The sequence below is a fragment of the Cellulomonas fengjieae genome, from assembly GCF_018388465.1.
In the GTDB taxonomy this organism is placed as follows: Bacteria; Actinomycetota; Actinomycetes; order Actinomycetales; family Cellulomonadaceae; genus Cellulomonas; species Cellulomonas fengjieae.
In genome coordinates this window covers 1,736,529-1,762,369 of sequence record NZ_CP074404.1, presented here as the reverse complement: position 1 = coordinate 1,762,369, position 25,841 = coordinate 1,736,529, and the positions used below count along the sequence as shown (strand labels likewise).

26 protein-coding genes are annotated in these 25,841 nt (G+C 71.6%); 15 read left to right on the top strand and 11 right to left on the bottom strand.

Features of this window, described 5'->3' with window-relative positions:
- Positions 1-52: 52 nt before the first annotated feature.
- From KG102_RS08150 to KG102_RS08140, 3 genes are all read right to left on the bottom strand, one after another.
- Positions 53-916, bottom strand: a complete 864-nt coding sequence (locus KG102_RS08150) for an SDR family oxidoreductase (protein ID WP_208213586.1) — start codon at positions 914-916, stop codon at positions 53-55.
- Positions 917-1,013: 97 nt separating this feature from the next.
- Positions 1,014-1,220, bottom strand: coding sequence for a hypothetical protein (locus KG102_RS08145; RefSeq protein WP_208213587.1), 207 nt, complete (start codon positions 1,218-1,220; stop codon positions 1,014-1,016).
- 112 nt (positions 1,221-1,332) lie between these two features.
- The gene (locus tag KG102_RS08140) at positions 1,333-2,790 is read right to left on the bottom strand and encodes an MFS transporter (RefSeq protein ID WP_249667518.1); all 1,458 of its coding nucleotides are present in this window, start codon (positions 2,788-2,790) and stop codon (positions 1,333-1,335) included.
- A 56-nt stretch (positions 2,791-2,846) separates the two neighbouring features.
- On the opposite strand from KG102_RS08140, the gene KG102_RS08135 reads away from it, so the two are divergent.
- Genes KG102_RS08135 through nrdG form a run of 4 tightly spaced genes read left to right on the top strand, consistent with a single transcriptional unit; the run spans position 2,847 to position 6,522 of the window.
- Positions 2,847-3,410, top strand: a complete 564-nt coding sequence (locus tag KG102_RS08135; RefSeq protein ID WP_208213588.1) for a TetR family transcriptional regulator — start codon at positions 2,847-2,849, stop codon at positions 3,408-3,410.
- 39 nt (positions 3,411-3,449) lie between these two features.
- A complete protein-coding gene (locus KG102_RS08130) occupies positions 3,450-3,665 on the top strand; it encodes a hypothetical protein (protein WP_208290037.1) in 216 nt (71 codons plus the stop codon).
- Positions 3,666-3,706: 41 nt separating this feature from the next.
- Positions 3,707-5,950, top strand: a complete 2,244-nt coding sequence (nrdD, locus tag KG102_RS08125) for an anaerobic ribonucleoside-triphosphate reductase (RefSeq protein WP_213363046.1) — start codon at positions 3,707-3,709, stop codon at positions 5,948-5,950.
- A gap of 2 nt (positions 5,951-5,952) precedes the next feature.
- Complete coding sequence (nrdG, locus tag KG102_RS08120) at positions 5,953-6,522, top strand: anaerobic ribonucleoside-triphosphate reductase activating protein (protein ID WP_208290038.1); 570 nt, start codon at positions 5,953-5,955, stop codon at positions 6,520-6,522.
- A 3-nt stretch (positions 6,523-6,525) separates the two neighbouring features.
- Here the strand turns inward: nrdG and KG102_RS08115 are convergent, their stop codons facing one another.
- Positions 6,526-7,098: a hypothetical protein gene (locus tag KG102_RS08115; RefSeq protein WP_208290039.1), complete on the bottom strand. Its 573-nt coding sequence runs from the start codon at positions 7,096-7,098 to the stop codon at positions 6,526-6,528.
- 12 nt (positions 7,099-7,110) lie between these two features.
- Positions 7,111-8,259, bottom strand: coding sequence for a zinc-dependent alcohol dehydrogenase (locus KG102_RS08110; RefSeq protein WP_208290040.1), 1,149 nt, complete (start codon positions 8,257-8,259; stop codon positions 7,111-7,113).
- A 110-nt stretch (positions 8,260-8,369) separates the two neighbouring features.
- Between KG102_RS08110 and KG102_RS08105 the strand changes: the two genes are divergently transcribed.
- Both KG102_RS08105 and KG102_RS08100 read left to right on the top strand, forming a co-directional pair.
- Positions 8,370-8,846, top strand: a complete 477-nt coding sequence (locus KG102_RS08105; RefSeq protein ID WP_208213593.1) for a PPOX class F420-dependent oxidoreductase — start codon at positions 8,370-8,372, stop codon at positions 8,844-8,846.
- Positions 8,847-9,043: 197 nt separating this feature from the next.
- Positions 9,044-9,607: a DoxX family protein gene (locus KG102_RS08100; protein ID WP_208213594.1), complete on the top strand. Its 564-nt coding sequence runs from the start codon at positions 9,044-9,046 to the stop codon at positions 9,605-9,607.
- 76 nt (positions 9,608-9,683) lie between these two features.
- On the opposite strand, the gene yidD is transcribed toward KG102_RS08100, so the two are convergent.
- Positions 9,684-9,962, bottom strand: coding sequence for a membrane protein insertion efficiency factor YidD (gene yidD, locus KG102_RS08095; RefSeq protein WP_208213595.1), 279 nt, complete (start codon positions 9,960-9,962; stop codon positions 9,684-9,686).
- Positions 9,963-10,085: 123 nt separating this feature from the next.
- Between yidD and KG102_RS08090 the strand changes: the two genes are divergently transcribed.
- From KG102_RS08090 to KG102_RS08080, 3 genes are all read left to right on the top strand, one after another.
- Entirely contained in the window at positions 10,086-10,667 is a 582-nt protein-coding gene (locus tag KG102_RS08090) for a DUF2231 domain-containing protein (RefSeq protein WP_208290041.1), read from the top strand.
- 100 nt (positions 10,668-10,767) lie between these two features.
- Positions 10,768-11,946 carry a PP2C family protein-serine/threonine phosphatase gene (locus KG102_RS08085; RefSeq protein ID WP_213363045.1) on the top strand — a complete coding sequence of 393 codons (1,179 nt, stop codon included), beginning with the start codon at positions 10,768-10,770 and terminating at the stop codon, positions 11,944-11,946.
- 72 nt (positions 11,947-12,018) lie between these two features.
- On the top strand, positions 12,019-12,783 hold the full coding sequence (locus KG102_RS08080) for an alpha/beta fold hydrolase (protein WP_208290043.1): 765 nt from the start codon (positions 12,019-12,021) through the stop codon (positions 12,781-12,783).
- Between the two features lie 105 nt (positions 12,784-12,888).
- Here the strand turns inward: KG102_RS08080 and KG102_RS08075 are convergent, their stop codons facing one another.
- Positions 12,889-13,329, bottom strand: a complete 441-nt coding sequence (locus KG102_RS08075) for an Hsp20/alpha crystallin family protein (protein WP_208213599.1) — start codon at positions 13,327-13,329, stop codon at positions 12,889-12,891.
- A gap of 261 nt (positions 13,330-13,590) precedes the next feature.
- Here KG102_RS08075 and KG102_RS08070 point away from each other — a divergent pair, with 261 nt between their 5' ends.
- A complete protein-coding gene (locus tag KG102_RS08070; protein ID WP_208290044.1) occupies positions 13,591-14,604 on the top strand; it encodes a zinc-dependent alcohol dehydrogenase family protein in 1,014 nt (337 codons plus the stop codon).
- Positions 14,605-14,611: 7 nt separating this feature from the next.
- Here the strand turns inward: KG102_RS08070 and KG102_RS08065 are convergent, their stop codons facing one another.
- Positions 14,612-14,797, bottom strand: coding sequence for a hypothetical protein (locus KG102_RS08065; RefSeq protein ID WP_208213601.1), 186 nt, complete (start codon positions 14,795-14,797; stop codon positions 14,612-14,614).
- A gap of 97 nt (positions 14,798-14,894) precedes the next feature.
- On the bottom strand, positions 14,895-16,565 hold the full coding sequence (locus tag KG102_RS08060) for a cation:proton antiporter family protein (RefSeq protein WP_208213602.1): 1,671 nt from the start codon (positions 16,563-16,565) through the stop codon (positions 14,895-14,897).
- A 105-nt stretch (positions 16,566-16,670) separates the two neighbouring features.
- Here KG102_RS08060 and KG102_RS08055 point away from each other — a divergent pair, with 105 nt between their 5' ends.
- The 5 genes from KG102_RS08055 to KG102_RS08035 all read left to right on the top strand — a co-directional run bounded on the left by KG102_RS08055 (position 16,671) and on the right by KG102_RS08035 (position 24,506).
- Complete coding sequence (locus KG102_RS08055; RefSeq protein WP_208290045.1) at positions 16,671-17,735, top strand: DNA polymerase IV; 1,065 nt, start codon at positions 16,671-16,673, stop codon at positions 17,733-17,735.
- A 119-nt stretch (positions 17,736-17,854) separates the two neighbouring features.
- Positions 17,855-19,633 (top strand): gamma-glutamyltransferase, encoded by a 1,779-nt coding sequence (gene ggt, locus KG102_RS08050; RefSeq protein WP_208290046.1) that lies wholly within the window; start codon positions 17,855-17,857, stop codon positions 19,631-19,633.
- 403 nt (positions 19,634-20,036) lie between these two features.
- On the top strand, positions 20,037-21,563 hold the full coding sequence (locus KG102_RS08045) for a glycosyltransferase (protein WP_208290047.1): 1,527 nt from the start codon (positions 20,037-20,039) through the stop codon (positions 21,561-21,563).
- Positions 21,556-23,112: a glycoside hydrolase family 26 protein gene (locus KG102_RS08040; protein WP_208290048.1), complete on the top strand. Its 1,557-nt coding sequence runs from the start codon at positions 21,556-21,558 to the stop codon at positions 23,110-23,112. The genes KG102_RS08045 and KG102_RS08040 overlap by 8 nt, the downstream gene beginning before the upstream one ends.
- Positions 23,112-24,506, top strand: coding sequence for a UDP-glucose dehydrogenase family protein (locus tag KG102_RS08035; protein ID WP_208213607.1), 1,395 nt, complete (start codon positions 23,112-23,114; stop codon positions 24,504-24,506). The genes KG102_RS08040 and KG102_RS08035 overlap by 1 nt, the downstream gene beginning before the upstream one ends.
- Here the strand turns inward: KG102_RS08035 and KG102_RS08030 are convergent.
- Both KG102_RS08030 and KG102_RS08025 read right to left on the bottom strand, forming a co-directional pair.
- A complete protein-coding gene (locus KG102_RS08030; RefSeq protein ID WP_208290049.1) occupies positions 24,421-25,320 on the bottom strand; it encodes a glycosyltransferase family 2 protein in 900 nt (299 codons plus the stop codon). The two genes, KG102_RS08035 and KG102_RS08030, sit on opposite strands and share 86 nt — an antisense overlap.
- The gene (locus KG102_RS08025; RefSeq protein WP_249667517.1) at positions 25,317-25,841 is read right to left on the bottom strand and encodes a hypothetical protein; all 525 of its coding nucleotides are present in this window, start codon (positions 25,839-25,841) and stop codon (positions 25,317-25,319) included. Before KG102_RS08025 ends, KG102_RS08030 begins: the two co-directional genes overlap by 4 nt.

The following is a 25,841-nucleotide window of genomic DNA, read 5'->3' as shown; positions in this document are numbered from 1 at the left end:
ATCGTCGGCCCGCCGCCCGCCCTTCGCACGCCGGACGGAGGACGTGCCCGGCTCAGAACACGGGCTTGCCACCCGTGACGCCGAGGACGGTCCCGGAGACGTAGGAGGCCGTGGAGCTGGCCGCCAGGAAGACGAAGGCGGGCGCGACCTCGGCCGGCTGACCCGCCCGGCCGAGCGGCGTCTCCGAGCCCAACGTCTCGACCTTCTCCTCTGGCTGGGTGGCCGGCTGCAGCGGCGTCCAGATCGGACCAGGTGCGACGGCATTGACGCGGATCCCCCGCGCGCCGAGCTCCCCCGCCAGGTTGACGGTGAAGTTGTTGATGGCGGCCTTGGTGGCCGCGTAGTCCAGGAGCGACTCCGACGGCTGGTAGGCCTGGATCGACGACACGTTGATGATCGACGCGCCCTCGCCCAGGTGCTCGAGCGCCTCCTGCGTCACCCAGAACAGCGCGTACAGGTTCGTCTTGAACGTGCGGTCGAGGTCCTGGGTGGTGATGTCCGCGACCGACTCGCGCCGCGCCCACTGGAAGCCGGCGTTGTTGACCAGGATGTCCAGGCCGCCCAGCTCGGTGGCTGCGGTGCGCACGGCCTCCCGCGCCTCGTCCTCGTTGCGCAGGTCGGCCGGCACCCGCACGCACCGGCGCCCGGCGCGCTCGACCCAGTCGGCGGTCTCGTCCGCGTCCTGCTCCTCCTCGGGCAGGTACACGATGGCGACGTCGGCGTCCTCCCGCGCGAACGCGATGGCGACCGCCCGGCCGATGCCGGAGTCCCCACCGGTGATGAGCGCCTTGCGACCACCCAGGAGGCCCGACCCCTGGTAGCTCGACTCGCCGTGGTCGGGCGCGGGTGTCATCGGCTCGGTCAGGCCGGGGGGCTGCTGCTGCTGCGCGGGGAACTGCTGGCCGGACTCGGACATAGCGGGATCCTCCGGTGGTGCACCTGCTCGTCCGCCGGCTCCTTCAGCGATCCGAGCGTCTCACCGCCGGGCTCTCCCGACCACCGCTGGCGCTCGTTCAGTCGCCCCGCGGGTTGAGCTGGTTCGGGTCGCTGTCCGGGTCCTGGTCCGTCTCCGAGCCGTCCGCGGCTGCGGCCGCGCCGGTCCGGGGGTTCAGCATCCCCGGGTCGGCGTCGGGGTCTGCCGAGGCGTCGTACGCGGTGTCGGGCTCCTCGGTGGAGCTCGCGTCGTCGTTGGTGGGTGTGGATCCCTCGTCGCTGGTCATGGGACCAGGCTTCCACCGGCACGGCGCGACCGCACGTGCAGGCCCGCGGGCACGGGCGCCCGGACGCCGGTGGCCGGTGGTCACCGACCACCGGCCACCGCGCGCGACGGCCTCAGCCCAGGTGCACCACGCCGTCGGCGGAGGGCATGAGCTCCTCCTTGGACCCGCGGATGCACACGATGGCGACGACCATGCCGACCAGGAGCGTCACGGCCGTGGCGACGAACGCCGCGGAGTACCCGTCGACGAGGGCGTCGACCGTCATGCCGCCGGCGCTGGCCGACGCGTAGACCGCGGTGAAGATGGCCAGGCCGATGGACCCGCCGATCTGCATGGCCGCGTTCGTCGCCGCACTTGCCACCCCGGCGTCGTGCGGCTCGACCCCGACGAGCGCGAGGTTCTGCATCGGCACGAACATCATCGCCATGCCCACGCCGAGCAGGACCAGGGCGGGCAGGACCTGGACGGCGTAGGAACCGTCCGCCGTCAGGCGGCTGAGATAGAGCATCGCGCCCGCGCCCAGCACGGGACCGACGATCATGATCACGCGCGGGCCCGTGACGGGCAGGAACTTCGCCAGCACGGGTGCGACGACCCCGATGACCACGGTCAGCGGGAGCGACGCCAAGCCGGCCTCGAGCGGGCTGAACGCGAGCACGATCTGCAGGTGCAGCGTCACGTACAGCATCGCGCCGATCATGACGGTCCCGGCGACCGCCTGCAGGAGCAGGGCACCCGCACGCACCCGGTGGTTGATGACGCGCAGCGGCAGGAGCGGGTGCGCGACCTTGGTCTGGCTGAAGACGAACAGTGCCAGCAGGACGACACCGCCCCCGATGAAGCCGATGACGTCGGCGTGTCCCCACCCGTGCTCGGCGCGCGTGAAGCCGTAGACCAGGGAGCCCAGACCGAGGATGACAAGGACGGCGCCGATCCAGTCGTAGGTCTTGTCCCCCTCCGCCCGCGACTCCTTCAGCAGGAACGCTCCCGCGAGGACGGCGACCGCGACGATCGGGACGTTGACGAGCAGGCACCAGCGCCAGCTCGCGAACTCGGTGAGCACCCCGCCGAGGACCAGCCCGACGCCTGCGCCCGCTCCCGCGATGCTGCCGAAGACGGCGAACGCGGTGATGCGGTCCTTGCCGCCGGGGAACGTCGTGGTCAGGATCGCGAGCGCGGCCGGAGCCATGAGCGCGGCGAAGACACCCTGCAGGCCGCGGGCGACGATGAGCTCGGTCCCGCTGTCGACGAGACCGCCGTAGCCGGAGGCGAGGCCGAAGCCGATCATCCCCACCATGAAGGTGCGCTTGCGGCCCCAGTAGTCGGCGATGCGCCCACCGAGCAGGAGGAGCGCGCCGAAGCACAGCGCGTAGGCCGTGACGACCCACTGACGCTCGACGTCGGAGAGGCCGATCGACTCCTGGGCCTGCGGCAGGGCGATGTTCACGATCGTGCCGTCGAGGACGACGACGAGCTGGGTCAGGGCGACGACGACGAGGACCCACCAGCGGTTCCTGGAGATCGGTGCCTGGAGCGCGGGCGGTGTGGGCGGTGAGACCGTGGAAGTCACGTAGGCGATCCTTCTATTGCAAGCAAGTGTTTGCTTTAGGACGGTACCGTACGGCCATGCGCGATGACGGGGCCCAGACCCGAGCCAAGATCCGTGACGCTGCCCACATCGAGTTCGCGGCGCACGGGCTCGCAGGGGCGCGCGTCGACCGCATCGCGAAGGCGGCCGGCGCCAACGTCCAGCGCATCTACGCCTACTACTCCGACAAGCACGGCCTGTTCACCGCGTGCGTGCTCGACGCCGTCGCGGACCTCGACCGCGCCATCGGGGACGACGTCGACGACGTCGTCACGCTCGCCGCCCGGATGTTCGACCACATCAGCGCCGACGCCCACAACCTACGCATCCTCACCTGGGCCAGGCTCGAGATCGAGGACGACCTGCGCACCATCATCGCCGCCTCCGAGCGGGACCCGCTGCGTCGCGTGCGCGAGCTGACGCAGGCCGGCCGGATCGACCCCCGCTGGGCGCCGCAGGACGTCTTCGCCCTCCTGATCAGCTTCTGCGAGGCGTGGCACGTGGTCCCGATACCGACCGAGCCGACGGCCGCCGACCACGCGCGCCGACGCGAGCTGGTGCTCCGCCTGGCGGCACACCTCGTGCCGGACGCGTCGGTCTGACCCAGCCGTCGGGCCGCCAAGGTGCCGTCAACCGCCGCGATGACACTCGGCGACACCACCAACGGGCTGATGATGCTCAAGATGTACGGCGCGGCGCAGGCCGACCTGAGGCGCAAGATCAACTACAACCTGCATCGGCGTCTCGGCGTGGCTGCTGGCGCGGCGACTCCCCGCGATTTCACCCGCTCACCACCCGAGATGGGCCCTTGGGCCCAGGCCTCCTTTGCCCCTAGATCTAGTGTTGCACGCGTGTAGTTCGCACTACATCTAGTGGCTGATGACGAGGAGTGAGTGCCGTGACTGCGATCGAGCTGGACGGAGCCGAGCGGGCGGGAACCGTCGCGGAGGTCGCGGATGCACCGGCCACCCTGGTCGTGCGCAAGCGGGACGGCAGGGCGCTGCCCTTCGACGCCGGCCGCATCCACGCCGCCCTCGCCAAGGCGTTCCTCGAGGTCCACGGAGCCATCACCCCGCTGCACGAGCTCACCCTCGCGGACCTCGTCGGTCGGGTGTCGGCGGAGCTCGCGACGCGGTTCGTCGACGAGGTGAAGATCTACGAGATCCAGAACGTCGTCGAGCACACGCTCCTGGAGTCGCACGAGTACGAGGTGGCGCGCGTCTACATCGACTACCGCGTCGAGCGGGACCTGGCGCGCAGCAGGTCGCTGGACATCAACCACTCGATCGGCCAGCTGATCGGCAAGGACCAGGCGGTCGTCCACGAGAACGCCAACAAGGACAGCGACGTCTTCAACACGCAGCGCGACCTGACGGCCGGTGCGGTGAGCAAGGCGATCGGCCTGCGGATGCTGCCGCCCCACGTCGCGAACGCCCACGCCAAGGGTGACCTCCACTACCACGACCTCGACTACCACCCGTATGCGCCGATGACGAACTGCTGCCTCATCGACTTCCGCACGATGCTCAGCGACGGCTTCCGGATCGGGAACGCCCAGGTCGACCCGCCGCGCTCCATCCAGACCGCCACCGCGCAGATCACGCAGATCATCGCGAACGTCTCCTCCAGCCAGTACGGCGGCTGCTCGGTCAACCGGATCGACGAGCTGCTGGCGCCGTACGCCGAGCGGAACTTCGCCAAGCACCTGGCCGACGCCGAGCGCTGGATCGCCGAGCCCGAGCGCCGTCGTGCATACGCGGAGGAGAAGACGCGCAAGGACATCTACGACGCGATGCAGAGCCTCGAGTACGAGATCAACACGCTGTTCACGTCCAACGGCCAGACGCCGTTCACGTCGGTCGGCTTCGGCCTCGGCGAGGGCTGGTTCGAGCGCGAGATCCAGCGCGCCATCCTGCAGATCCGCATCGTCGGGCTCGGCCGGGAGAGGCGCACCGCCATCTTCCCGAAGCTCATCTTCACCCTGCGCCGCGGCCTGAACCTGACCGAGCAGGACCCCAACTACGACATCAAGCAGCTCGCCGTCGAGTGCTCCACCAAGCGCATGTATCCGGACATCCTCAGCTACGACAAGATCGTGGACCTCACCGGGTCCTTCAAGGTGCCCATGGGCTGCCGTTCCTTTCTGCAGGGCTGGGCCGACGAGAACGGCGACGACGTCGTCGAGGGCCGGATGAACCTGGGCGTCGTGACCCTCAACGTCCCGCGCATCGCGCTCGAGACCCGAGATGACCCGCAGGCGTTCTGGGCGCTCCTCGAGGAGCGCCTGGCGACGGTGCGCGACGCCATGCTGTACCGCGTGCAGCGGTGCAAGGAGGCGGTGCCGGCCAACGCGCCAATCCTGTACGTGCACGGTGCCTTCGGTCGTCGCCTGCGGCCGGACGACGACGTCGACGCCCTCTTCCGCGGCGGCCGGGCGACCGTGTCGCTCGGCTACATCGGGCTCTACGAGGCGGCCGCCGCGTTCTACGGCGGAGCGTGGGAGCAGAACCCCGAGGCCAAGGAGTTCACGCTCCGGGTGCTGCGGACGCTGGCGGAGCACGCACAGGCGTGGACCGACGAGCACGGCTACAAGTTCTCGGTGTACTCGACTCCGAGCGAGAGCCTGACGGACCGCTTCTGCCGCCTGGACAAGAAGAAGTTCGGCGCCGTCGCCGACATCACCGACAAGGACTACTACACGAACAGCTTCCACTACGACGTGCGCAAGAGCCCCACCCCGTTCGAGAAGCTGGACTTCGAGCAGGACTACCCCCGGTACGCGTCGGGTGGGTTCATCCACTACTGCGAGTACCCCGTGCTGCAGCAGAACCCCAAGGCGCTCGAGGCGGTGTGGGACTACGCGTACGACCGGGTGGGTTACCTGGGCACGAACACGCCCATCGACCACTGCTTCGAGTGCGGCTTCTCCGGTGACTTCGACCCGACCGAGCGCGGCTTCCGGTGCCCGGGCTGCGGCAACACCGACCCGAGCTCGTGCGACGTGGTCAAGCGGACCTGCGGCTACCTCGGCAACCCGCAGCAGCGGCCCATGGTCCACGGGCGGCACGTGGAGATCTCGTCCCGGGTGAAGCACCTGTCCGGCAGCACCGGGGCGATGCCCGACCCGTCCGGCACCGCCTGACCGTGGCCCACGACCCCCGGCCGGGCCAGTGGCGCACGGCCACCCTGAGCAGCGACCTCGTGGCCGACTACAAGCCGTTCGTCATGGTCGACGGGGAGGGCGTTCGGTGCAGCCTCTACGTCAGCGGCTGCCCGTTCGCCTGCGCCGGCTGCTTCAACGAGGCCGCGTGGAGCTTCCGGTACGGCCGCCCGTTCGACGACGAGCTCGAGGAGCGGATCGTCACCGACCTGGGTCACGAGGCGGTCCAAGGGCTGTCCCTGCTCGGCGGTGAGCCGTTCCTGAGCACACGGGTGTGCCTGCGGGTGGTGCGCCGCCTGCGCACCGCCCACGGCCGCGCCAAGGACGTCTGGTGCTGGACCGGCTACACGTTCGAGGAGCTGCTGGCCGAGGTCGGCGCCGGCCAGCAGGACAAGCTCGAGCTGCTCACGGAGCTGGACGTGCTCGTCGACGGACGGTTCGAGCTGGCCGCGCGCGACCTGTCGCTCGCGTTCCGCGGCAGCCGGAACCAGCGCGTGCTCGACGTTCCCCGGTCCTTGGCCGCGGGCAGCGCCGTGCCGTGGCGCGCAGGCTGACCGCTACCGGCGGCGTCGAGTCACGGCTCGCACCACGAGGGCGGCCCCGGCGGCCGCCGTGACCCAGGGCCCGGCGACGACGAGCACGTCGACCGGCTGGTGCCGGGTGTCCACCCGGTGCGTCCCCCTGCGCGACGCGATGCCGTGGTGCGTCAGCTCCGCACGGATGCCGGTCTCGGTCACCGGGTTGTCGGGGCGCGCCGAGAACAGCGACCGCACGTGGCTGCCGAACGCGTCGACCCGGTCGGCGCCGATCAGGATCAGCCAGTGCGCCGCGCGCGCCTCGCTGTAGCGCTCGTAGGCCAGCCGGCGTAGGGCACCCGACACGCCGTGCAGCGGCGCCACGGTGCCGAACACCGGGGTGAGGAACTCGTGCTCGATGGACCGCTCCCGCGGCCGCAGCTCCGGCTGGCGCTCGGGGAAGTCCCAGTGCGCACCCGTGGCACCGGGGTCGTAGCGCTCACGCGGCACCGAGGGCCGGTCGGCCGGGTCCAGGTCGGCACCCCAGCCCGGGATGCGCGCGCGGAGCTGCTCGGTCGACTCCGGGAGGGACGGCTTGTCCTTCGTATAGGTCATGGCGGGGTCCCCTCACGCGGCGTTCGGCACGATCAACGGCTTGATGCAGCCGTCGAGCTTGGACGAGAAGATGTGGTACCCCTCGGCGATGTGCTCGAGCGGGATGCGGTGGGTCACCAGGTCGCTGGGTCGGAAGTAGCCGGCCTGGAGGTGCTCGAAGAGCCGGGGCCACTGCCGCTTGACCGGGCACTGGTTCATCCGCAGCGTGAGGCCCTTGTTCACCGCGTCCCCGAACTTCACGGCACTGAAGATGGGACCGTAGGCGCCCATCACCGAGACCGTCCCGCCCTTGCGCACCGAGTCGATGGCCCAGTTCAGCGCCACCGGCGAGCCACCCTGCAGCTTCAGCTTCGCGCCGGTGACGTGCTGCAGGAGGTCGCCGTCCGCCTCGGCACCGACCGCGTCGATCGCGACGTCGGCCCCCAGGTACCCGGTGGTCTTCTTCATCTCGACCACGATGTCGTCGTACTCGGCGAAGTTGAGGGTCTCGGCGTGCGCGAAGGTGCGCGCCTTCTCGAGGCGGTACTCCAGGTGGTCCACCACGATCACGCGCCCGGCGCCCATCAGCCACGCCGACCGGGCTGCGTACAGGCCCACCGGCCCGGCGCCGAACACGACGACCACGTCACCCTCGGTGATCCCGCCCAGCTGCGCGCCGAAGTACCCGGTGGCCAGCGCGTCGGTGAGCAGGACGGCGTCCTCGTCGTCCAGCCAGGCCGGGATGATGCTCGGGCCGACGTCGGCGAAGGGCACCCGCACGTACTCGGCCTGTCCCCCGTCGTACCCGCCGCAGGTGTGCGAGTAGCCGTAGATGCCACCGACCGCCGTCGCGTTCGGGTTCACGTTGTGACAGTTGGAGTACAGCCCGCGCGCGCAGAAGAAGCACGAGCCGCAGAAGATGTTGAACGGGACCATCACCCGGTCGCCCACCCGCAGGTTCTGCACCGACGGACCCACCTCGTGGACCACGCCGACGAACTCGTGCCCGAAGGTGGTCCCGACACGCGTGTCCGGCATCAACCCGTGGTAGAGATGCAGGTCAGAGCCGCAGATCGCCGCCATGCTCACCCTGACGACGGCATCGTTGGGATGCTCGATCGTCGGGATGTCCTTCTCCTCGACCCGCACCTTGTACGGGCCCCGATAGACCATCGCACGCATCAGCGCACCTACCTCGTCGCGGAGCTCAGCGCTGCTTCTCAGCGATGGCCCACCCTCGCACCGCGTCGCACGCCGCGCCTCCCGGACGGCACGCGACCTAGCCTGGGTGCATGCCTCGATCCATCGCGACCACCCGCACCGTCGACCTGCCGGGTCTCCTCGAGTTCGTCCGCGAGCGGCACCACTTCGTGCTCGTCACCACGCGGCAGGACGGCCGGCCGCAGGTCTCGCCCGTCTCCGGGGGCGTCGACGACCACGGTCGCCTGGTGATCTCGACCTACCCGGGCCGGGCGAAGGCGGTCAACGTGGAGCGTGACCCGCGGGTGACGGTGTGCGTGCTCTCGGACGACTTCGACGGCCCGTGGGTCCAGGTCGACGGGGACGGCGAGGTGCTGCACATGCCGCAGGCCGAGGACGCCCTGGTGGACTACTACCGCTGCATCGCCGGTGAGCACCCCGACTGGGCGGAGTACCGCGCGGCCATGCGGACCCAGGGCAAGTCCCTGATCCGCATCACCCCTACCCGGTGGGGGCCGATCGCGACCGGCGGCTTCCCTGCCGACGTCGCCGCTCGCCTCGACGGCTGAGGCTGGAGCGTCGCCGCTCGCCACGGCGCCCTCGTCGCGGATGCTCACAGGTCAGGACCATGGGCCCATGCCCACCACCGGTCGCCGGTCATAGCGTTCCTTACACGAAGACCAACGACGACCTTCGAGTGTGTGAGCACCACGTCCGCCCAGCGGACGCATCTCGTGGGTCCCAGGACAACCACAGGAGCACAGAGATGTCCACCACCGCCGGATCACCCACCAGTCAAGCCACGTCGGGCACCGCCGACGGGATCGTGTACCAGGAGCAGATCGTCACGCGGCTCGGCGTCCGCAGGATCCTCGCCGTGTCCCGCATCGTCATCGGGTTCACGTTCCTGTGGGCCTTCATCGACAAGCTGTTCGGCCTCGGGTTCGCGACGCCTTCCGAGCGTGCCTGGATCAACGGCGGGACGCCCGCGCAGGGCTTCATCGGCGGCATCGAGGGACCGTTCGCCGACTTCTTCCAGCTGTTCGCCAACCCGTTCGGCGACGTGCTGTTCATGGCAGGCCTGCTCGGCATCGGCGTCGCCGTCATGGCCGGGGCCGGCCTGAAGATCGCGGCCGTGACCGGCACCCTGCTCATGCTCTTCATGTACCTGGCAGAGCTGCCGCCGGTCCTCGGCGGCACGAACCCCATCGTCGACTCGCACTGGCACGAGGCGCTGCTCCTGATCATCGCCGCCGCCACCCTCTCCGGTGACACCTGGGGCGTCGGCAAGATCTGGGCCCGCATCGTCGGCAACGGCTGGCTGCGCTGACCCACCGTGCGTGCCGGGCGCCCGGCACGACGGGACCCGCGGTGACACCCGTCACCGCGGGTCCTTCGCCGTCCGGCTAGAACCGGAACGGGATGGGGATGGGGCCGCAGCAGCACACGCCGCGGACGTCGGTCGTCGCCAGCAGCTGCGCGGCCTGGTAGCAGGCCACGAACCGGAGCGCGGTGGGGACGGCACCCCCGAGGACGCCTCGGCGCGCCACCGTCTCGCGCACGGACGCCGAGCAGGACGGCCCCCCGTGCGCGACCCGGTAGGCGCAGCTCCACCCCTTCCGGGGAGAGACGCGGTCCTGGTACATCCGGATCATCGAGTCGGCGAGTCGGGCGAGCGGAGTCATCCCGTCACGCTACGGAGGTTCGGAGCTCCTCGCCGCCCGGGGCCGCCCGGCGACATCCGTCCGGTGCTGGAATGCTCTCCCCAGGTGAAGCAGTCGCCGCTGGACCGAGCCCCTGGACGTGCCATGGACGCTGTGTCGACCCCCCTGCCGCGCCGCCTCGCCGAGGCCGCCGAGACCGCACCCGCCCTCGAACCGCTCGTCCGCGCGCTGCGCCCACTGGCGGACGCCGTCGTGCGACCGCCCTCCCTCGCGGCGCTGCTGCGCGGGGCACCGCTCGGGCACGCGGCGCACCCGCTCCTCACCGACCTGCCCATCGGCCTGTGGGTGAGCAGCACCGTGCTCGACCTCGTCGGTACCGACGACGGCCGCTCGGCCGACCGGCTGCTGGGCCTCGGCGTGCTGGCGACCGTACCGACGGTGCTGACCGGCCTCGTCGACTGGCAGCGCGGTGGCGACCGCGTGCGCACCGTGGGCGCCCTGCACGCCGCCCTCAACACGGGCGCCGTCGTGCTGTACGCCGGCTCCTGGCTGCTGCGACGGCGCGGCCACCGCGGCTCGGGCGTCGCCGTGAGCCTCGCCGCCGGCGGCGTCGCCGCCGTGAGCGGGTACCTCGGCGGACACATGGTCGCGGTGCTCGACTCACCTGACGAGGGGGTGGGCCACGACACGTCCGCCCCGGAACCCGCCACCCCCGGGGACGCCTAAAATAGCCCGACGGCGGCGTGCACCGCCCATCTGGGAGAGGTGTGGCGCCATGGGCGGGAACGAGCCGGAAGATCAGGAGGCGTCGGGAGCGCTGGCCGCGTTGACGACGCTGCTCCGCGAGACGCACCTGGCCCCGCCGGACCTCCTGCCGTCCGCCGTGCAGGATGCCGCCCGGTACCTCGGTGCGCAGACGACCGTCTACCTCGCGGACTACTCGCAGTCCGTCCTGGTCCCCATGCCCGTCGGCCCCGAGACCGCGCCGGTCCTTCCCATCGACTCGACCCTGGCCGGTCGCGCCTACCGGATGCTCACGGTCCAGTCGGCCGAGGCTGCTGAGGAACCGCACCTGTGGATGCCGATCATCGACGGGGTCGAGCGCCTCGGCGTCCTCAAGCTCGTCGTGCGTGACCCGGCCGACCTCACGGACCCGGCCTTCCAGAAGCGCTGCTGGTGGTTCACGCACTACCTGGGCCACATGATCTCGATCGTGGACGCCTTCGGCGACGCTGTCGACAAGGTCCGTCGGCAGCGCCCGCGGAGCGTGTCCGCGGAGCTGATCTGGCAGCTGCTCCCCCCGTTGACGGCGGGCACCGACAAGGTGCTCGTCAGCGGCAAGCTTGAGCCGTCGAGCACCGTGGGCGGGGACGTCTTCGACTACGCCCTGTCGGACGACACGGCGCGGTTCGCCATCCTGGACGCCACCGGGCACGACCTGCGCTCGGGGCTCGCCGCCGCGACCGCGCTCGCGGCCTACCGCAACTCCCGGCGTCAGGGCCGCGGCCTGTTCGACCAGACCGAGGCCATCCACCGCGCCGTGCGGGACGAGTTCGCGGGACGGATGTACGCCTCGGGCATCGTGGGGCAGCTGGACCTGCGCTCGGGGCTCCTGCAGTACCTGTCCGCCGGGCACCCGCCGCCGCTCCTCCTGCGCGGGGGCAAGGTGGTCAAGACGCTCAGCGGCGGGCACCGGCCGCTCCTGGGCCTGGACACAGGGTCGGTGGAGATCGCGGAGGAGTCCCTCGAACCGGGGGACGTCATCGCGCTCTACACGGACGGTGTCACGGAGGCGCGAGACCCGGAGCAGCAGTTCTTCGGCATCGACCGGCTGGTCGACTTCCTCGAGCGCGAGGCAGCGCAGGGCACGCCTCTGCCCGAGACCGTGCGACGCGTGTGCCGGCGGATCATGGAGTACCAGAACGGGGTCCTCCAGGACGACGCCACGGTCCTGCTCCTGCACTGGACGACCACCGGCCAGGAGCTGCTCGACCCGACCATCTGACCGCGCCGTCCGCAGGGGTCGCCCGCATACTTGCGTCTCGTCGTGCGTCCGCCCCAGTGAACCGGAGAACTCGTGCCCCAGCTCGTCAGCCGCACCCTCGACGTGGGTGGTCACGAGGTCCGGGTCCACACGTCGGTCGGGGCGAGCACCTCACCGGTCTACCTGCTCGTCCACGGCATCGGGATGTCGCACCGCTCCCTCGCCCGGCTCCAGCGCGCCCTGCAGCCGTACGGCACCGTCCACTGCGTCGACCTGCCCGGCTTCGGCGGCACCCCGACGCCGTCGGACGCGATCTCCATCGCCGACGGTGCCGCGCTCCTCGGGCGCGTGCTGGATGCGCTCGACGTCCCCGCCGCGGTGCTCGTGGGCCACTCGATGGGCGGGCAGCTCGTCGTCGAGCTCGCCGCCCAGCGGCCGGCGCTCGTCACGCACCTCGTGCTGATCGGCCCCGTCACCGACCCCGACCGGGCCGGGCACCTCACACAGGCCCGGGACCTGTTCCGTGACTCGCTGAGGGAACCCGCCTCCGGGAATGTGCTGACGTTCGCGGACTACCTGCGCTGCGGTCCCCGCTGGTACCTGACCGAGCTGGAACCGATGCTGGCCTACCGCACCGACGAGCGGCTGGCCGTCGTGGCCGCTCCTACGCTCGTGATCCGTGGGACCGGCGACCCGGTCGCCCGGCACGCCTGGTGCGCCCGGCTCGCCGATGTCGCACCGGGCGGCTCCCTCGTAGAGGTCCCGGGCCACCGGCACCTGGTCCAGTTCACCGCCGCGGACAGCACGGCTCGCGCCGTCGCCGCGTTCTGCCGCCGGGACCTGGCGCTCGAACCGTGACGCCGTGGGACGTCCGGGCGGTGGTCGGGGTCGGCTCGCTCGCACAGAGCGTCCCTCCCCCGGGCCGGGCGCTCTCGCACTCCCGTCCCACCGCCCGGCCCGGACTCAGGACCGCTCGTTGCCGCCCGAGGTGATCTGGGAGCTGTCCCCGCCGTGCTGCACCTCGATGCGCCGGGCCTTGGCCTCCTGCGCGACGGGGATGTTCAGCGTCAGCACGCCGTCGGCGTAGTTCGCCGTGATGGCATCCAGGGCGAGCGCCTTGCTCACGGTCAGCTGCCGCGCGTAGGTGCCCACCGGGCGCTCCTTGGCAAGCCACTGCACGTCCTTGTCCGGGCCCGCGGTCCGCTGGGCGCGGATCGTCAGGGTGCGGTCCTCCACGTTCACGTCGATGGTGCCCGGGTCGGCGCCCGGCAGGTCGACGTCCAGCACGTAGTGGTCACCGGCGCGGTACAGGTCGATGGGCATCGTCGCGGCCGCCCGCTCCGCAGACGCCAGCTGCCCGAAGAGTCGATCCAGATCCTGGAACGGGTCGATTCGTGTGGCCAACTCTCTCACCTCCTTGGGACGAGGCGCCGGACCACCCGGGCCTCGGAGATCGTCCGGCACCCCACTCGCCGGACTGGCCTTGGTTCAAGAATTAGCACTCACCCTTCAGGAGTGCCAACCGCAGCGGTGTTCACCGAGAGCGAACACACCCGGGGGCCCGACCGACCCGGTTTGCCGGTGCCGCCGTTGCGACTGCGCTGACCGTCGGGCACTCGCGGGCGGGCGCTCGCGGGCGGTGCGGAAGCCGTGTTCGATGGACGCATGCGCGCAGCGATCATCCACGGGGCCCACGACGTGCGCGTCGCGGAGCGACCCGACCCCACTGTCCGGGAACCGACCGACGCAGTGATCCGCACGGTGGCGACCTGCGTCTGCGGATCGGACCTGTGGCGGTACCGCGGGCTGGCACCGGTCCCGGAGCCGAAGCCGATCGGGCACGAGTACGTCGGCGTCGTCGAGGAGATCGGCGACGCCGTGAACACTCTGAAGCCGGGCGACTTCGTCGTCGGTGGGTTCCTGCACAGCGACAACCGGTGCCCCGTGTGCCGCAAGGGCATGCAGTCCGCCTGCCCGCACGGCGGTGGGTTCGACGGGTGCCAGGCGGAGCGCATCCGCATCCCGAACGCGGACGGCACGCTCATCGCGACGCCCGGCCGGCCGGACGCCGACCTGGTGCCGAGCCTGCTCGCGCTGTCCGACGTGATGGGCACCGGCTGGCACGCGGCGGTGTCCGCGGACGTGCGGCCCGGGAGCAGCGTGGTCGTCGTCGGGGACGGCGCCGTGGGGCTCTGTGGCGTGCTCGCCTCTGCGCAGCTCGGCGCCACGACGATCATCGCCATGAGCCGGCACGCCGACCGCCAGGCAGTCGCCACCGAGTTCGGTGCCACCCACGTGGTGCCAGAGCGCGGCGAGGACGGCCTGGCGCGCGTCCGGGAGCTCACCGAAGGCATCGGTGCGGACGCCGTGCTCGAGTGCGTCGGCACCGAGGAGGCCAGGCTGGACGCCGTCGAGTACACGCGGCCCGGCGGCATGATCGGCGTGGTGGGCCTGCCGCACGGCGACCTGCCGACGGACCGGCTGTTCTGGTCGAACAAGGGCATCCGCGGTGGCCCGGCCCCCGTCCGCGCCTATCTCCCCCACCTGATCGACCTGGTCTGGGCGCGGCAGATCGACCCCGGCAGGGTCTTCGACCTCACGCTCCCGCTGTCGGAGGTCGCCGAGGCCTATCGCGCCATGGACGAGCGGCGCGCGATCAAGGTCCTGCTGCAGCCGTGACGGGCGATCAGGAGGCGCGCTGCTCGCGCCGGAAGTCGTCGGCGATCTGCTGCGCCTGCGCGCTGATGAGCCGGATGTAGCCCGCGCGCAGCAGCTGGACCCTGTCCGCCGTCGCGCCGCCGTCCGCGGCGGCCTCCCAGAGCCGCCGAGCAGCCCTGATGTCGGCGTCGGTCACATCGATCCTCAGGTCCATGACCTGAGCATCTCCCTGCGGTTGAAGGTTGAACAGTTGAAACGCCAAGTATCACCCGCCCGTTCCCTCATCTGCATGAACGTCGTCGGCGGCGGTGTCAGGCGGGCTCCGCGCGGCGGTCGAGCGGATCAAGGACGTCCAGATCGTCGCCCGGACGCGCAGCGGCGTGATGGTCCGGCGTCCCGCCCCTGCCCTGCAGCAGCACCTCGGCGGCGTGGTCCGCGAGGGCGAAGCCCGCCGACCCGTACAGATGGAACACGGCGTCGGCACCGTGGCGCTGCAGCTCGGACACGTCGTCGTCGTACCGGGCGACGGCGGCGACCTTGCCCGTGAAGCCGGCCGCCTTCAGCCGCGCCAGCGCGATGAGGTTCGCGTTGTGGAACGGCATGGCCAGGACCGCCATCTTGACCCGACCGGCGCGCTGCACGCGGTTCCAGAACTCGAGGTCGGTGGCGTCGGCGCGCACGACCTCGTAGCCCTCGTCCTCGAGCGCCGTCACGCGCGTGCGGTCGTGCTCGACCCCGACCACCGCCATCCCGTACTCGTCGCGCAGCCGGGTGTACGTCGCGGAGCCGACGCGACCGAGGCCCAGGACGAGCGCGTCGGCGTCGCCGACGTCGACCAGCCGGTCGTCGGGGTGGAGCCGGTCGCTGTCGCGCGCCGGCAGCAGCCGGGACAGCCGGGAGGCCAGCTCGACGCCCCGGCGGTTGACGATCGCCGACAGCCCGAAGCTGAACGCCACGGCGAGCGAGACCACGACCACCCACTGGTCGTCGAGCAGACCGGAGCTCGCGCCGACCGCGACCACGATGATCCCGAACTCCGAGTAGTTCGACAGCACCAGGCCGGCGAGGAACGACGTACGCCGGCGGAGCCGCATGAGCCAGAGCACCACCGCGTAGGCAGCGACCTGGAACGGCAGGAGCAGCAGGAGCAGCAGCGCGAGGCCGATCTCCAGCAGGTGCGGCGTCCCGTGCAGCCCGATCTGCACGAAGAACGCCACCAGCATGAGGTCCTTGAACGTCATCAGGGACCGGGACAGCTCACCCGCCTGGGGGTGCGACGACAGCAGGACCCCGACCACCAGCGCGCCGACGTCCCCGGCGATGCCGACGAGCTCGAACAGGCCGTAGCCGAGCACCACGGCGACGCACACGCCGAACAGCGCCTGCAGCTCACCGTGCCCCACCCGGTCCCAGATCCGGTGCAGCACCCACTTGCCCGGGATCAGGCCGAACAGCAGCACGGCCCACGGGCTCGGCGGCTCCCCGCTGGACAGCGACAGGAAGATCACGGCGGCGACGTCCTGCATGACGAGCACACCGACGGCGATGCGTCCGTAGAGCGACGTCGTGTCGGACCGGTCGTCCAGCACCTTGACAACGAAGACGGTGGAGGAGAAGGACAGCGCGAACCCGACGAACGCCAGCGCCCCGAGCGACTCCCCACCGAGGAAGCCGAAGCCGATCACCGCGAGCAGGCCCAGGAAGCCGAGCGCGAGCGCGACGCTGATCGCCATGTGGATGACGGTCGTGAGCCAGATCTCGCGCCGCAGCAGCGTGCGGACGTCGAGCTTGAGCCCGATCGCGAAGAGCAGCAGGACGACACCGAGGTCGGCGATCGGCTCCAGGTACGGCAGGTCCGGCGCCCCGCCCGCACCGAGCGCGAAACCCGCGGCGAGGAAACCGACGAGTGGAGGCAGCCGCAGCAGCACCGCGAGGAGCCCACCCACGAGCGCGGCACCGAGGTAGAGCGCCGCAACAGCCATTGCGCCCCCTCGCGTCGGTGCCGGTGTCGGGTGTGACGTCTCTATCTTGCACGGTCGCCGGCGCCGCCCCGCACCACTGCGGGCCGCGTCCGGCAGACTCGGGCGATGGCCTGGGTGCTGCACGTCGACCTCGACCAGTTCGTCGCGGCCGTGGAGGTCCTGCGCCGTCCGGAGCTGGCCGGCAGGCCGGTCGTCGTCGGCGGCCGCGGTGACCCGAGCGAGCGGGGCGTCGTCTCGACCGCGTCCTACGAGGCGCGCGCGTTCGGCGTGCACTCCGGGATGCCGCTGCGGGTCGCCGCACGCAAGCTGCCCGACGCGGTCTTCCTGCCGGTGGACGCGCAGGAGTACGAGGCTGCCTCCGACCGGGTCATGGCCACGCTGCGCTCGCTGGGTGCCGTGGTCGAGGTGCTCGGCTGGGACGAGGCGTTCCTGGGCACCATGACCGACGACCCCGAGGCGCTCGCGCGTCGAGCGCAGGAGGCCGTGCTCAGGGCGACGCGGCTGCACTGCTCGGTGGGGATCGGCGACAACAAGGTCCGCGCGAAGATCGCCACGGAGTTCGGCAAGCCGGCCGGGGTCTTCCGGCTCACCGCCGAGAACTGGACCGAGGTCATGGGCCATCGCCCGACCATCGACCTGTGGGGTGTCGGGACCAAGGTGTCCCGGCGGCTCGCCGCCCTCGGCGTCACCTCGGTGCAGGGGCTCGCCGCGGCGCCGACCGAGGCCCTCGTCGCGGAGTTCGGCCCGAAGATGGGTCTCTGGTACCACGAGCTGGGCCAGGGCCTCGGGCCGACGACCGTCGACGACCGCCCCTGGGTGCCGCGCGGCCACAGCCGCGAGACGACGTTCCAGCAGAACCTCACCACCCGTGAGCAGGTCCGGGACGCACTGCGCGCCATGGCGCACGAGGTGGTCGAGGACACCGCGCGGGACGGCCGCGACGTCGTGCGCGTCGCGCTCAAGGTCCGCTACGCGCCCTTCGTGACGACGAGCACGAGCCGCAAGCTCCCCCAGCCGACCCGGGACCCGGCGACCATCGTGCAGGCGGTGCTGACGCTCGCGGACCGGCTGGAGGACCGGGAGATCCGGCTCCTCGGGGTCCGCGCGGAGATGGCGATGCCGGAGGACGCGGACCCCACCGACCGGACCCCCGTGCGCGGCCGCATCTGAGCCGCGCCGGGTTGCCGGGAACGCTGCGCGGACCCGTGCGCACGGCGTTCGGGGCCTGGGCAGCCGCCCGTGCGAGTGGTAGACCGGTCCTGGCCCACTCCCTCGCCCGAGGAGTTCCCATGCGATCGCCCAGGCAGCCCGCAGCACTCGTCGCACTGCTCACCGGCCTGGCGCTGGTCGTGAGCGCCACACCGGCCTCGGCCCACCGGCCGGCCCCGGAGAAGGTCCCCGTGGCCGTCGGGTACGGGGGCGCCGTCTCGACCGTCGACCCGGACGCCACGCGCGTCGGCCTGGAGGTCCTGCGCCGGGGCGGCAACGCGGTCGATGCCGCCGTCGCTGCCGCGGCGACGCTGGGCGTCACGGAGCCGTTCTCGTCGGGTATCGGCGGGGGCGGCTTCTTCGTCTACTACGACGCGGCGAGCGGTCAGGTGCACACGATCGACGGCCGCGAGACCGCGCCGCAGGCCATGCAGGCGGACGCGTTCGTCGAGAACGGGGTGGCGATCCCGTTCGCGGACGCCGTGACCTCCGGGCTGTCGGTGGGCGTGCCGGGCACCCCGGCGACCTGGGCCACCGCACTCGACCAGTGGGGCTCGATCGACCTGCGGAGCGCGCTGCGCGGCGCGACCGACGTGGCACGCCGCGGGTTCGTCGTCGACCAGACGTTCGCCGACCAGATCGCCGCGAACGTCGCGCGGTTCTCGGCCTTCCGGTCCTCGGCCGACCTGTTCCTGCGCCGCGGCGCCCCGCCGGCGGTGGGGTCGGTGTTCCGCAACCGGGACCTCGCCGCGACGTACGACCTGCTCGCGCGCCGAGGGGTCGCCGAGCTCTATACCGGCCGGCTCGCCCGGGACGTCGTGCGCACGGTCCAGGACCCGCCGGTCAGCCGGCGCAGCGGTCTCGTCGTGCGGCCCGGGCTGCTGGAGCTCGCCGACCTCGCGTCGTACCACGCGCCGCTGCGCGCCCCGACGCTCGTGTCGTACCGCGGCCTCGACGTCTACGGGATGGCACCGCCGTCCTCCGGCGGCTCGACCGTCGGCGAGGCGCTCAACATCCTGGAGACGTCCGACCTCGCCGCCCTCGGCACGACCCAGGCGTTGCACCACTACCTCGAGGCGAGCGCGCTGGCCTTCGCGGACCGCAACCGGTACGTGGGCGACCCCGACGTCGTCGACGTCCCGCTGGAGCAGCTGCTCTCGGACGGGTTCGCCGCCGAGCGCGCGTGCGTGATCGACCCGTCGACCGCCCTCGTCAAGCCGGTCCCGCCCGGTGTCCCGGACGGCCGGTACGAAGGCTGCGGCGCCGCGGCCACCGTCGGCACGGAGGGCTCGGACGGCCAGTCCACGACCCACCTGACCACCGCGGACCGCTGGGGCAACGTCGTCGCCTACACCCTGACCATCGAGTCGCTCGGCGGCAACGGCATCGTGGTTCCGGGGCGTGGCTTCCTGCTCAACAACGAGCTGACCGACTTCAACTTCGTCGACACCCAGAACGGGAACGACCCCAACCTGCCGGGACCGGGCAAGCGTCCGCGCAGCTCCATGGCGCCGACGATCGTCCTGCAGGACGGCAAACCGCTGCTCGCCGTCGGCTCCCCCGGCGGCTCGACGATCATCACCACGGTGCTCCAGATCCTCGTCAACCGGCTCGACCTGGGCATGGAGCTGGGCGCGGCCGTGGCGGCCCCTCGAGCCAGCCAGCGCAACACCGCCGCCGTGCAGGCCGAGCCGGCGTTCCCCCGGGCCGATCTGCAGGCGCTCGGCCACACGTTCGTCGACACACCGGAGATCGGCGCCGCGACGGGGATCGAGCTCCTGCCGGACGGCTCGTTCCTCGCGGTGGCCGAGCCGGTGCGGCGCGGGGGCGGCAGCGCAGCCGTCGTCGACCGGCGCTGACGCGCCGCCGCGACGCGCCGGCCGACCGGACCTCGAAAGTAAAATTCCCGTAAATTTGCCTGGGGCAATTCGGACCTTTGTGGTCGATCCGGCAACAATCCCGGTGACTGCAGTCACAACTGGACAAGCGTCCGTCTGATTACTCCGTTAACGCCTGGTACGTTCGATTCTTCGAGAGACCCCGGAGTTACTTCCAGCAAGGAGGAGCGCTGCGGGGTTACTCGTTCTTTTGTCCCTGGGATGGGGCAGAAGTGCACGTCACGCATGCCTCCGGGCAGACCTGTGACCTTTCGACGCGTTCGAGCGCGCCCATTGTGGTGCGTGAAAACGCGTCCTCGCTGTATCGCCGATGACGCCGTTCAGCTTTCAGCAGCCCTTTGACCGAATACTCGGGGTACCGCTCATGTTCGTCTTTGTCCTCCAGCTCCGGCACATGCTCGAAGGCCAATCGGAGTTCTACCTGTTCGCCTTCTTCTCGACCATCATCTGGGTGCTGTGGCTCATCAAGGTGCTGCTGTCGCGGCGCTACAAGCCCTACACCGGCGAGTTCCACGGCACCACGAGCGTCGTCATCCCGGTGGTCGACGAGCCGTTGGACCTGTTCCGCGACGTGCTCACCCGGATCGTCGAGCAGCGACCCGACGAGGTCATCGTGGTCATCAACGGCGCGGTCAACCCCGCACTGCAGGAGGTCAGCGAGGAGTTCGCGCCCCTGGTCCGCTGGGTGCACACCCCGATCCCGGGCAAGCGCAACGCCGTGAAGATCGGCACCGAGCTGTCGCACGGCGAGATCACGGTCCTCGTCGACTCCGACACGGTCTGGACGGACGGCACCCTGCCGGAGCTCGTCAAGCCGTTCGCGGACGCCGCGGTCGGCGGCGTGACCACCCGGCAGCGGATCCTCGAGCCCGAGCGGTCGTGGATCACCCGCTGGGCGGACTGGCTCGAGAACACCCGCGCGCTGTACTCGATGCCCGCACAGTCCGCGCTCGGTCAGGTGGGCTGCCTGCCCGGCCGCACCATCGCGTTCCGCCGGCACATCCTCGTGCAGGTCATGGACGACTTCATGCACCAGAAGTTCATGGGCGTCTTCCTCGAGGTCTCCGACGACCGGACCCTGACCAACCTCACGCTCAAGGCCGGCTACAAGTCGGTGTACCAGTACACGAGCCTCGTCTACACGGACGCCCCGCTGCAGGTGCGGAAGCTGGCCAAGCAGCAGCTGCGCTGGGCGCGCGGCAGCCAGTACAACACCCTGCGGATGCTCCCGTGGATGATCGGGCACGCCCCCCTCCTGGCGGTCTTCTTCGTGGCCGACATCCTCCTGCCGTTCCTCCTGTTCGGCACCATCGCGGGCTGGATCTACCGCGCCGTGTCGGGCACGGGCGTCAACCTCTACCAGGCGATCCTGGAGACCTACACCGGCCTGAACGGCTGGGCGTGGGTCATCGCGACGATGATCGTCTCGTCCGTGCTCTCGATGGCCATCCGGCAGATCCGGCACCTGCACGAGAAGCCCTCCGACTTCCTGCGGCTGCCGGTGTTCATCATCGTCTCGACGCTCTTCCTCATGCCCATCCGGCTGCTCGGGTTCCTGCGCATGGCCCACGCGAGCGGCTGGGGGACGCGCTCCGGCGCGTACTCCGGCGGCGGCGACGGCGACCTCATCGCCGAGCTCGAGAGCACGCCCGCCGGTCCGGCCGACCTGGTCGACCGTGCCCCCACCGGGATGCTGCCGACGCAGCGCCCGGCACCGTCGAGCGGCACCGTCCTCGCCGGTACCGCACCGGCGTCCGCCCCCGCACGCACCCGTCGTGCGGCGGACGCCGCACCCACCCCCCGGCGTCGCCGCCGACCCAACCCGCTGGCCGCGATCCCCTACCTGATCGCGATCGCCCTGTTCTCCCTGGAGGCACTGGTCTATGTCTGAGCACCTCGGGACCGACGGCTGGTGGGCCCGCGCCGTCCGCCCGTCACCTCGCAAGCGGCTCGGCGCGGCCGCCGTCGCGCTGTCCCTCGTCGCGGTCACCGCCGGCGTGTGGCTGTCACCGTCCGCCGAGATCACCGCAACCACCCAGGCCACCCCGAACGAGGTCCGGCTGGCAGCCGAGAACGAGTCGCTGCGCCACTCCCTGGAGGCACGGCAGGACGAGGTCGACGCGCTCCAGCGCTCCCAGGCCAAGGCCGCCGCGGAGCGCAAGGCCGCCGCGGAGCGCGGCAGCGCGGCCGCCGCCGGGCAGAAGGCAGCAGCCGCGGCCGAGGGCGCGCAGCGGGCCGAGGCCGAGCGCCTCGCTGCCGAGGAACGCGGGAAGGCAAAGGCGGCCGCGGAACGCGCGGCGGCCGATGCCAAGGGCAAGGCGCAGTCCGCCGCCGCCCGCGCCGAGCAGGCCGAGGCCGACGCGGCCCGGGCCCGCGCCCGTGCCGCGGCCGCGCTCGCTCCCAAGGCCCCGTCCGCTCCGCCCCCCGCGGTGAAGCCCTACGCCCCGGCGCTGGAGAGCCTGATCACCACGCAGGACCGCCTCTTCGGGCTGTACACCCCGCAGGCGCCCTTCAGCTGGGCGGAGACGGACTCCGTCGCGGCCCGGATCGGGGCCCAGCCCACGGTCACGGGCTACTTCCAGGGCTGGGACGGCACGTTCCGCCCGGACGCGGTCGTCCGCTCGTGGGAGAAGGGCACGCTGCCCATGCTCACGTGGGAGTCCCGGCCGATGCTCGCCGGCAACGACGAGGCCGAGGACCCGGCCTACTCGCTGCCCCGGATCATCGACGGCGCGTACGACGACTACCTGCGCCAGTACGCCCGTGACGTGGCCGCTCTCGGTCTGCCGATGGCCATCCGGCTCAACCACGAGATGAACGGGAGCTGGTACCCGTGGGCCGAGAAGAACCTCGCTGGCACCGCGAACAACGGCAACCACCCCGGCGACTTCGTCGCGATGTGGCGTCACGTGCACGACATCTTCGAGGCCGAGGGCGCCAACGCGTACGTGCTGTGGGTCTGGTCGCCCAACATCGTCAACACGATGCCCGCCTGGCAGCAGGACGGCACCTACCTGAGCAGCCTCTACCCGGGTGACGAGTACGTGGACTGGGTGGGCCTGTCGGGCTACTACCGGCCCCCGTACAAGGCGGACCAGACACCCACGTTCGAGTACACCTACGGACGTTCGCTGGACCAGCTGCGTGCACTGTCCAGCAAGCCGATCTACCTGGCCGAGATCGGCGCGTCGGAGACGGGCGGCAACAAGCCCGCCTGGGTCGCCGACCTGTTCGCGGCCCTCGCCGAGCCGCAGAACGCCGACATCCGTGGCTTCGCCTGGTTCAACCACGCCGTCACCACCATCAGCGGCGGTGAGCGCGTCACCAACGACTGGCGGATCGAGTCCCGGGAGGACTCGCTCGCGGCCTTCGTGGCAGGCCTCAACCAGCCGTCCGCCCGCTTCACCCCCACCACCACCCTCACCTCACTGGAGCCGTGATGACCGACCACCAGGACGACCTGACCGTGACCGACCTGTTCCCGCGCGCGACGTTCGACCCGGACGGGCCCGCACCGCGCATCGCCGTGCTCGGGACGGGCTACCTGGGCGCCACCCACGCGGTCGCCATGGCGCAGCTGGGCATGGAGGTGGTCGGCGTCGACACCGACCTGCACAAGGTCGAGATGCTCACCGCCGGCAAGGTGCCGTTCCACGAGCCGGGGCTGCCCGAGCTGCTCACGGAGCAGCTGGCCACCGGTCGGCTCCGTTTCACCACCGACGTGGCCGAGGCCGTGGCGTGGGCGGACGTGCACTTCGTCTGCGTGGGTACCCCGCAGTCCAAGACCAGCCACGCCGCCGACCTCCGCTTCGTCGAGGCGGCGACCGCGGCGATCGCGCGGAACCTGACCCATGACGCGCTGGTCGTCGGCAAGTCGACGGTCCCGGTGGGGACCGGGGCACGGCTGCGCGCGTTGCTGGCCGCGGAGGCGCCCTCCGGCCTGCGGGCCGAGCTGGTGTGGAACCCCGAGTTCCTGCGCGAGGGCAAGGCGGTCGACGACACGCTCCACCCGGACCGGATCGTGCTCGGAGGCGCCTCGCGTGAGGCCGAGGCGCTGCTGCGACGGGTGTACGCCGGCCCCATCGCCGAGGGCTCTCCGGTGGTGGTCTGCGACCTGCCCACGGCCGAGCTCGTCAAGGTCAGCGCGAACGCGTTCCTGGCCACGAAGATCTCGTTCATCAACGCGATCTCAGGAGTCTGCGAGGCCGCCGGCGCCGACGTCGCGGTGCTCGCCGACGCGCTCGGGCACGACGTGCGGATCGGCCGGCAGTTCCTCGACGCCGGCCTGGGCTTCGGCGGCGGGTGCCTGCCCAAGGACATCCGGGCACTCATGCACCGCGCGAACGAGCTCGGCGCGTACCCGGCCTCCGCCCTGCTCCAGCAGGTCGACGAGATCAACATGGGCCAGCGCTCCCGGGTGATCGACCTGGCCGTCGAGGCCTGCGGCGGATCGGTGCTCAACCGCCGGATCGGGGTGCTCGGCGCCGCGTTCAAGCCGCACACCGACGACGTGCGGGACTCCCCCGCGCTCAACGTCGCGGCGGCCCTGCACCTGCGCGGCGCCCAGGTCACCGTGTACGACCCCGAGGCGGGCGACACCGCGCGCTCCAGCTTCCCCACGCTCGGCTACGCCACCGGGGTCGACGAGGCGGTCGAGGGTGCCGACGTGGTGCTGGTGCTGACCGAGTGGGACGAGTTCGTGCACGCGGATCCCGTCCACCTGGCCACCCTCGCCGGGCACGCGTCGGTCATCGACGCCCGCGGGAAGCTCGACGTCGCGCGGTGGCAGGACGCCGGCTGGACCTTCCGCGGCCTGGGACGCGCAGCAGCCTGATCCCCACCCCGGACGACCCCGGCGCCTCCTGCGCCGGGGTCGTCCGGCTGGCGGGGTCCGCGGCCGCCGTGCGCGGCCCGGACCCGAGCCGCGCCTGCCACCGCGCCCACGGCGGGGCGGTCCGCCAGTTGAGGCGCAGCGTGCGGCAGGCCCGGGCGAACCTCCGGACCCGCTGGCGGTGCCCGCGCAACGACCGTGCCGAGACGCCCACCTGCAAGTACGGGTCGAACCGGATCCGTCGACGCGGCCCGAGGGCGAACGCCAGGTCGAGGTCGTCGTGCACCTCGGGATCATGGCGACGCACCTGCGACCGGACGGCGAGCCACGAGTCCCTGCGCAGGGCCATCGAGGACCCCCACAGCGAGGTGTGGCCGAGAGCCAGGTGCGTCAGGACGTAGTAGGCACCGAGGTAGGCGCCGGAGGCGACCTTCTGCACGGCTCGCGGCAGGTCGACGAACCGCCCCGACCCGGTCACGGCGTCGAGGTCCGGATCCATCGCCATCCGCCTCGCGATGCGCTCCACCCAGCGGGGGTCCGGCCGGGAGTCGGCGTCCAGCCGGGCGATCACCTCGCCACGGGCGCTGTCGTAGCCGGTGGCCGCGGCGGCGGGGATGCCGACGCTCGGCTCCGGCACCACGCGCGCACCCCAGGCCGCTGCCACGGCCGCGGTGTCGTCGGACGAGGCGTTGTCGACCACGACGACCTCCCACGGCGCGACCGTCTGGCGGTCCAGCCAGGCGAGGCACCGGGCGAGCTCGACGGCGTCGTCGCGCACCGGGATCACCACGGACACCGTGGGCAGCGGCCCGGTCATGCGCGTCTGCCCGCGAGGACGGCGGCCACAGCGGCTCCCGCCAGGCCGGCGGCGAGGTCACCCATCGTGTCCGGGTAGCCCACCTGGATGCGGGGGTCCAGCAGCGCGTTGCCCGCCCACTCCCCGAGCTCCCACAGCGCGGCCAGCGTGGCGCCCGTCCCCACGACGAGGACGGCGTCCTCGCCGCGCGAGCGCGCCGGACCCACGACGCCCCACACACGCAGCGCCCGCAGCGCCACGACGGCGATCAGGCCGGTCGCCACCGCGTGGACCACCACGTCCAGCCAGCCGACCGCCACATACCAGTCGAGCTGTGCCGCCCAGGCCGCGAACAGGAGCGTCCCGCAGTACGCGACGTCGAGCCCCGCAGACGTGCCGACGAGGCGGGGCACCAGCGACCCGCCCAGCACGAGCAGGAACAGGGCTGTCGCGACGAACCCGGAGCGCCAGGTACCCACGAACACGCTGACGAGGGCCGCCGCGCGGACGGCGTCGCCCGGCACCCACCCGGCCCGCAGCAC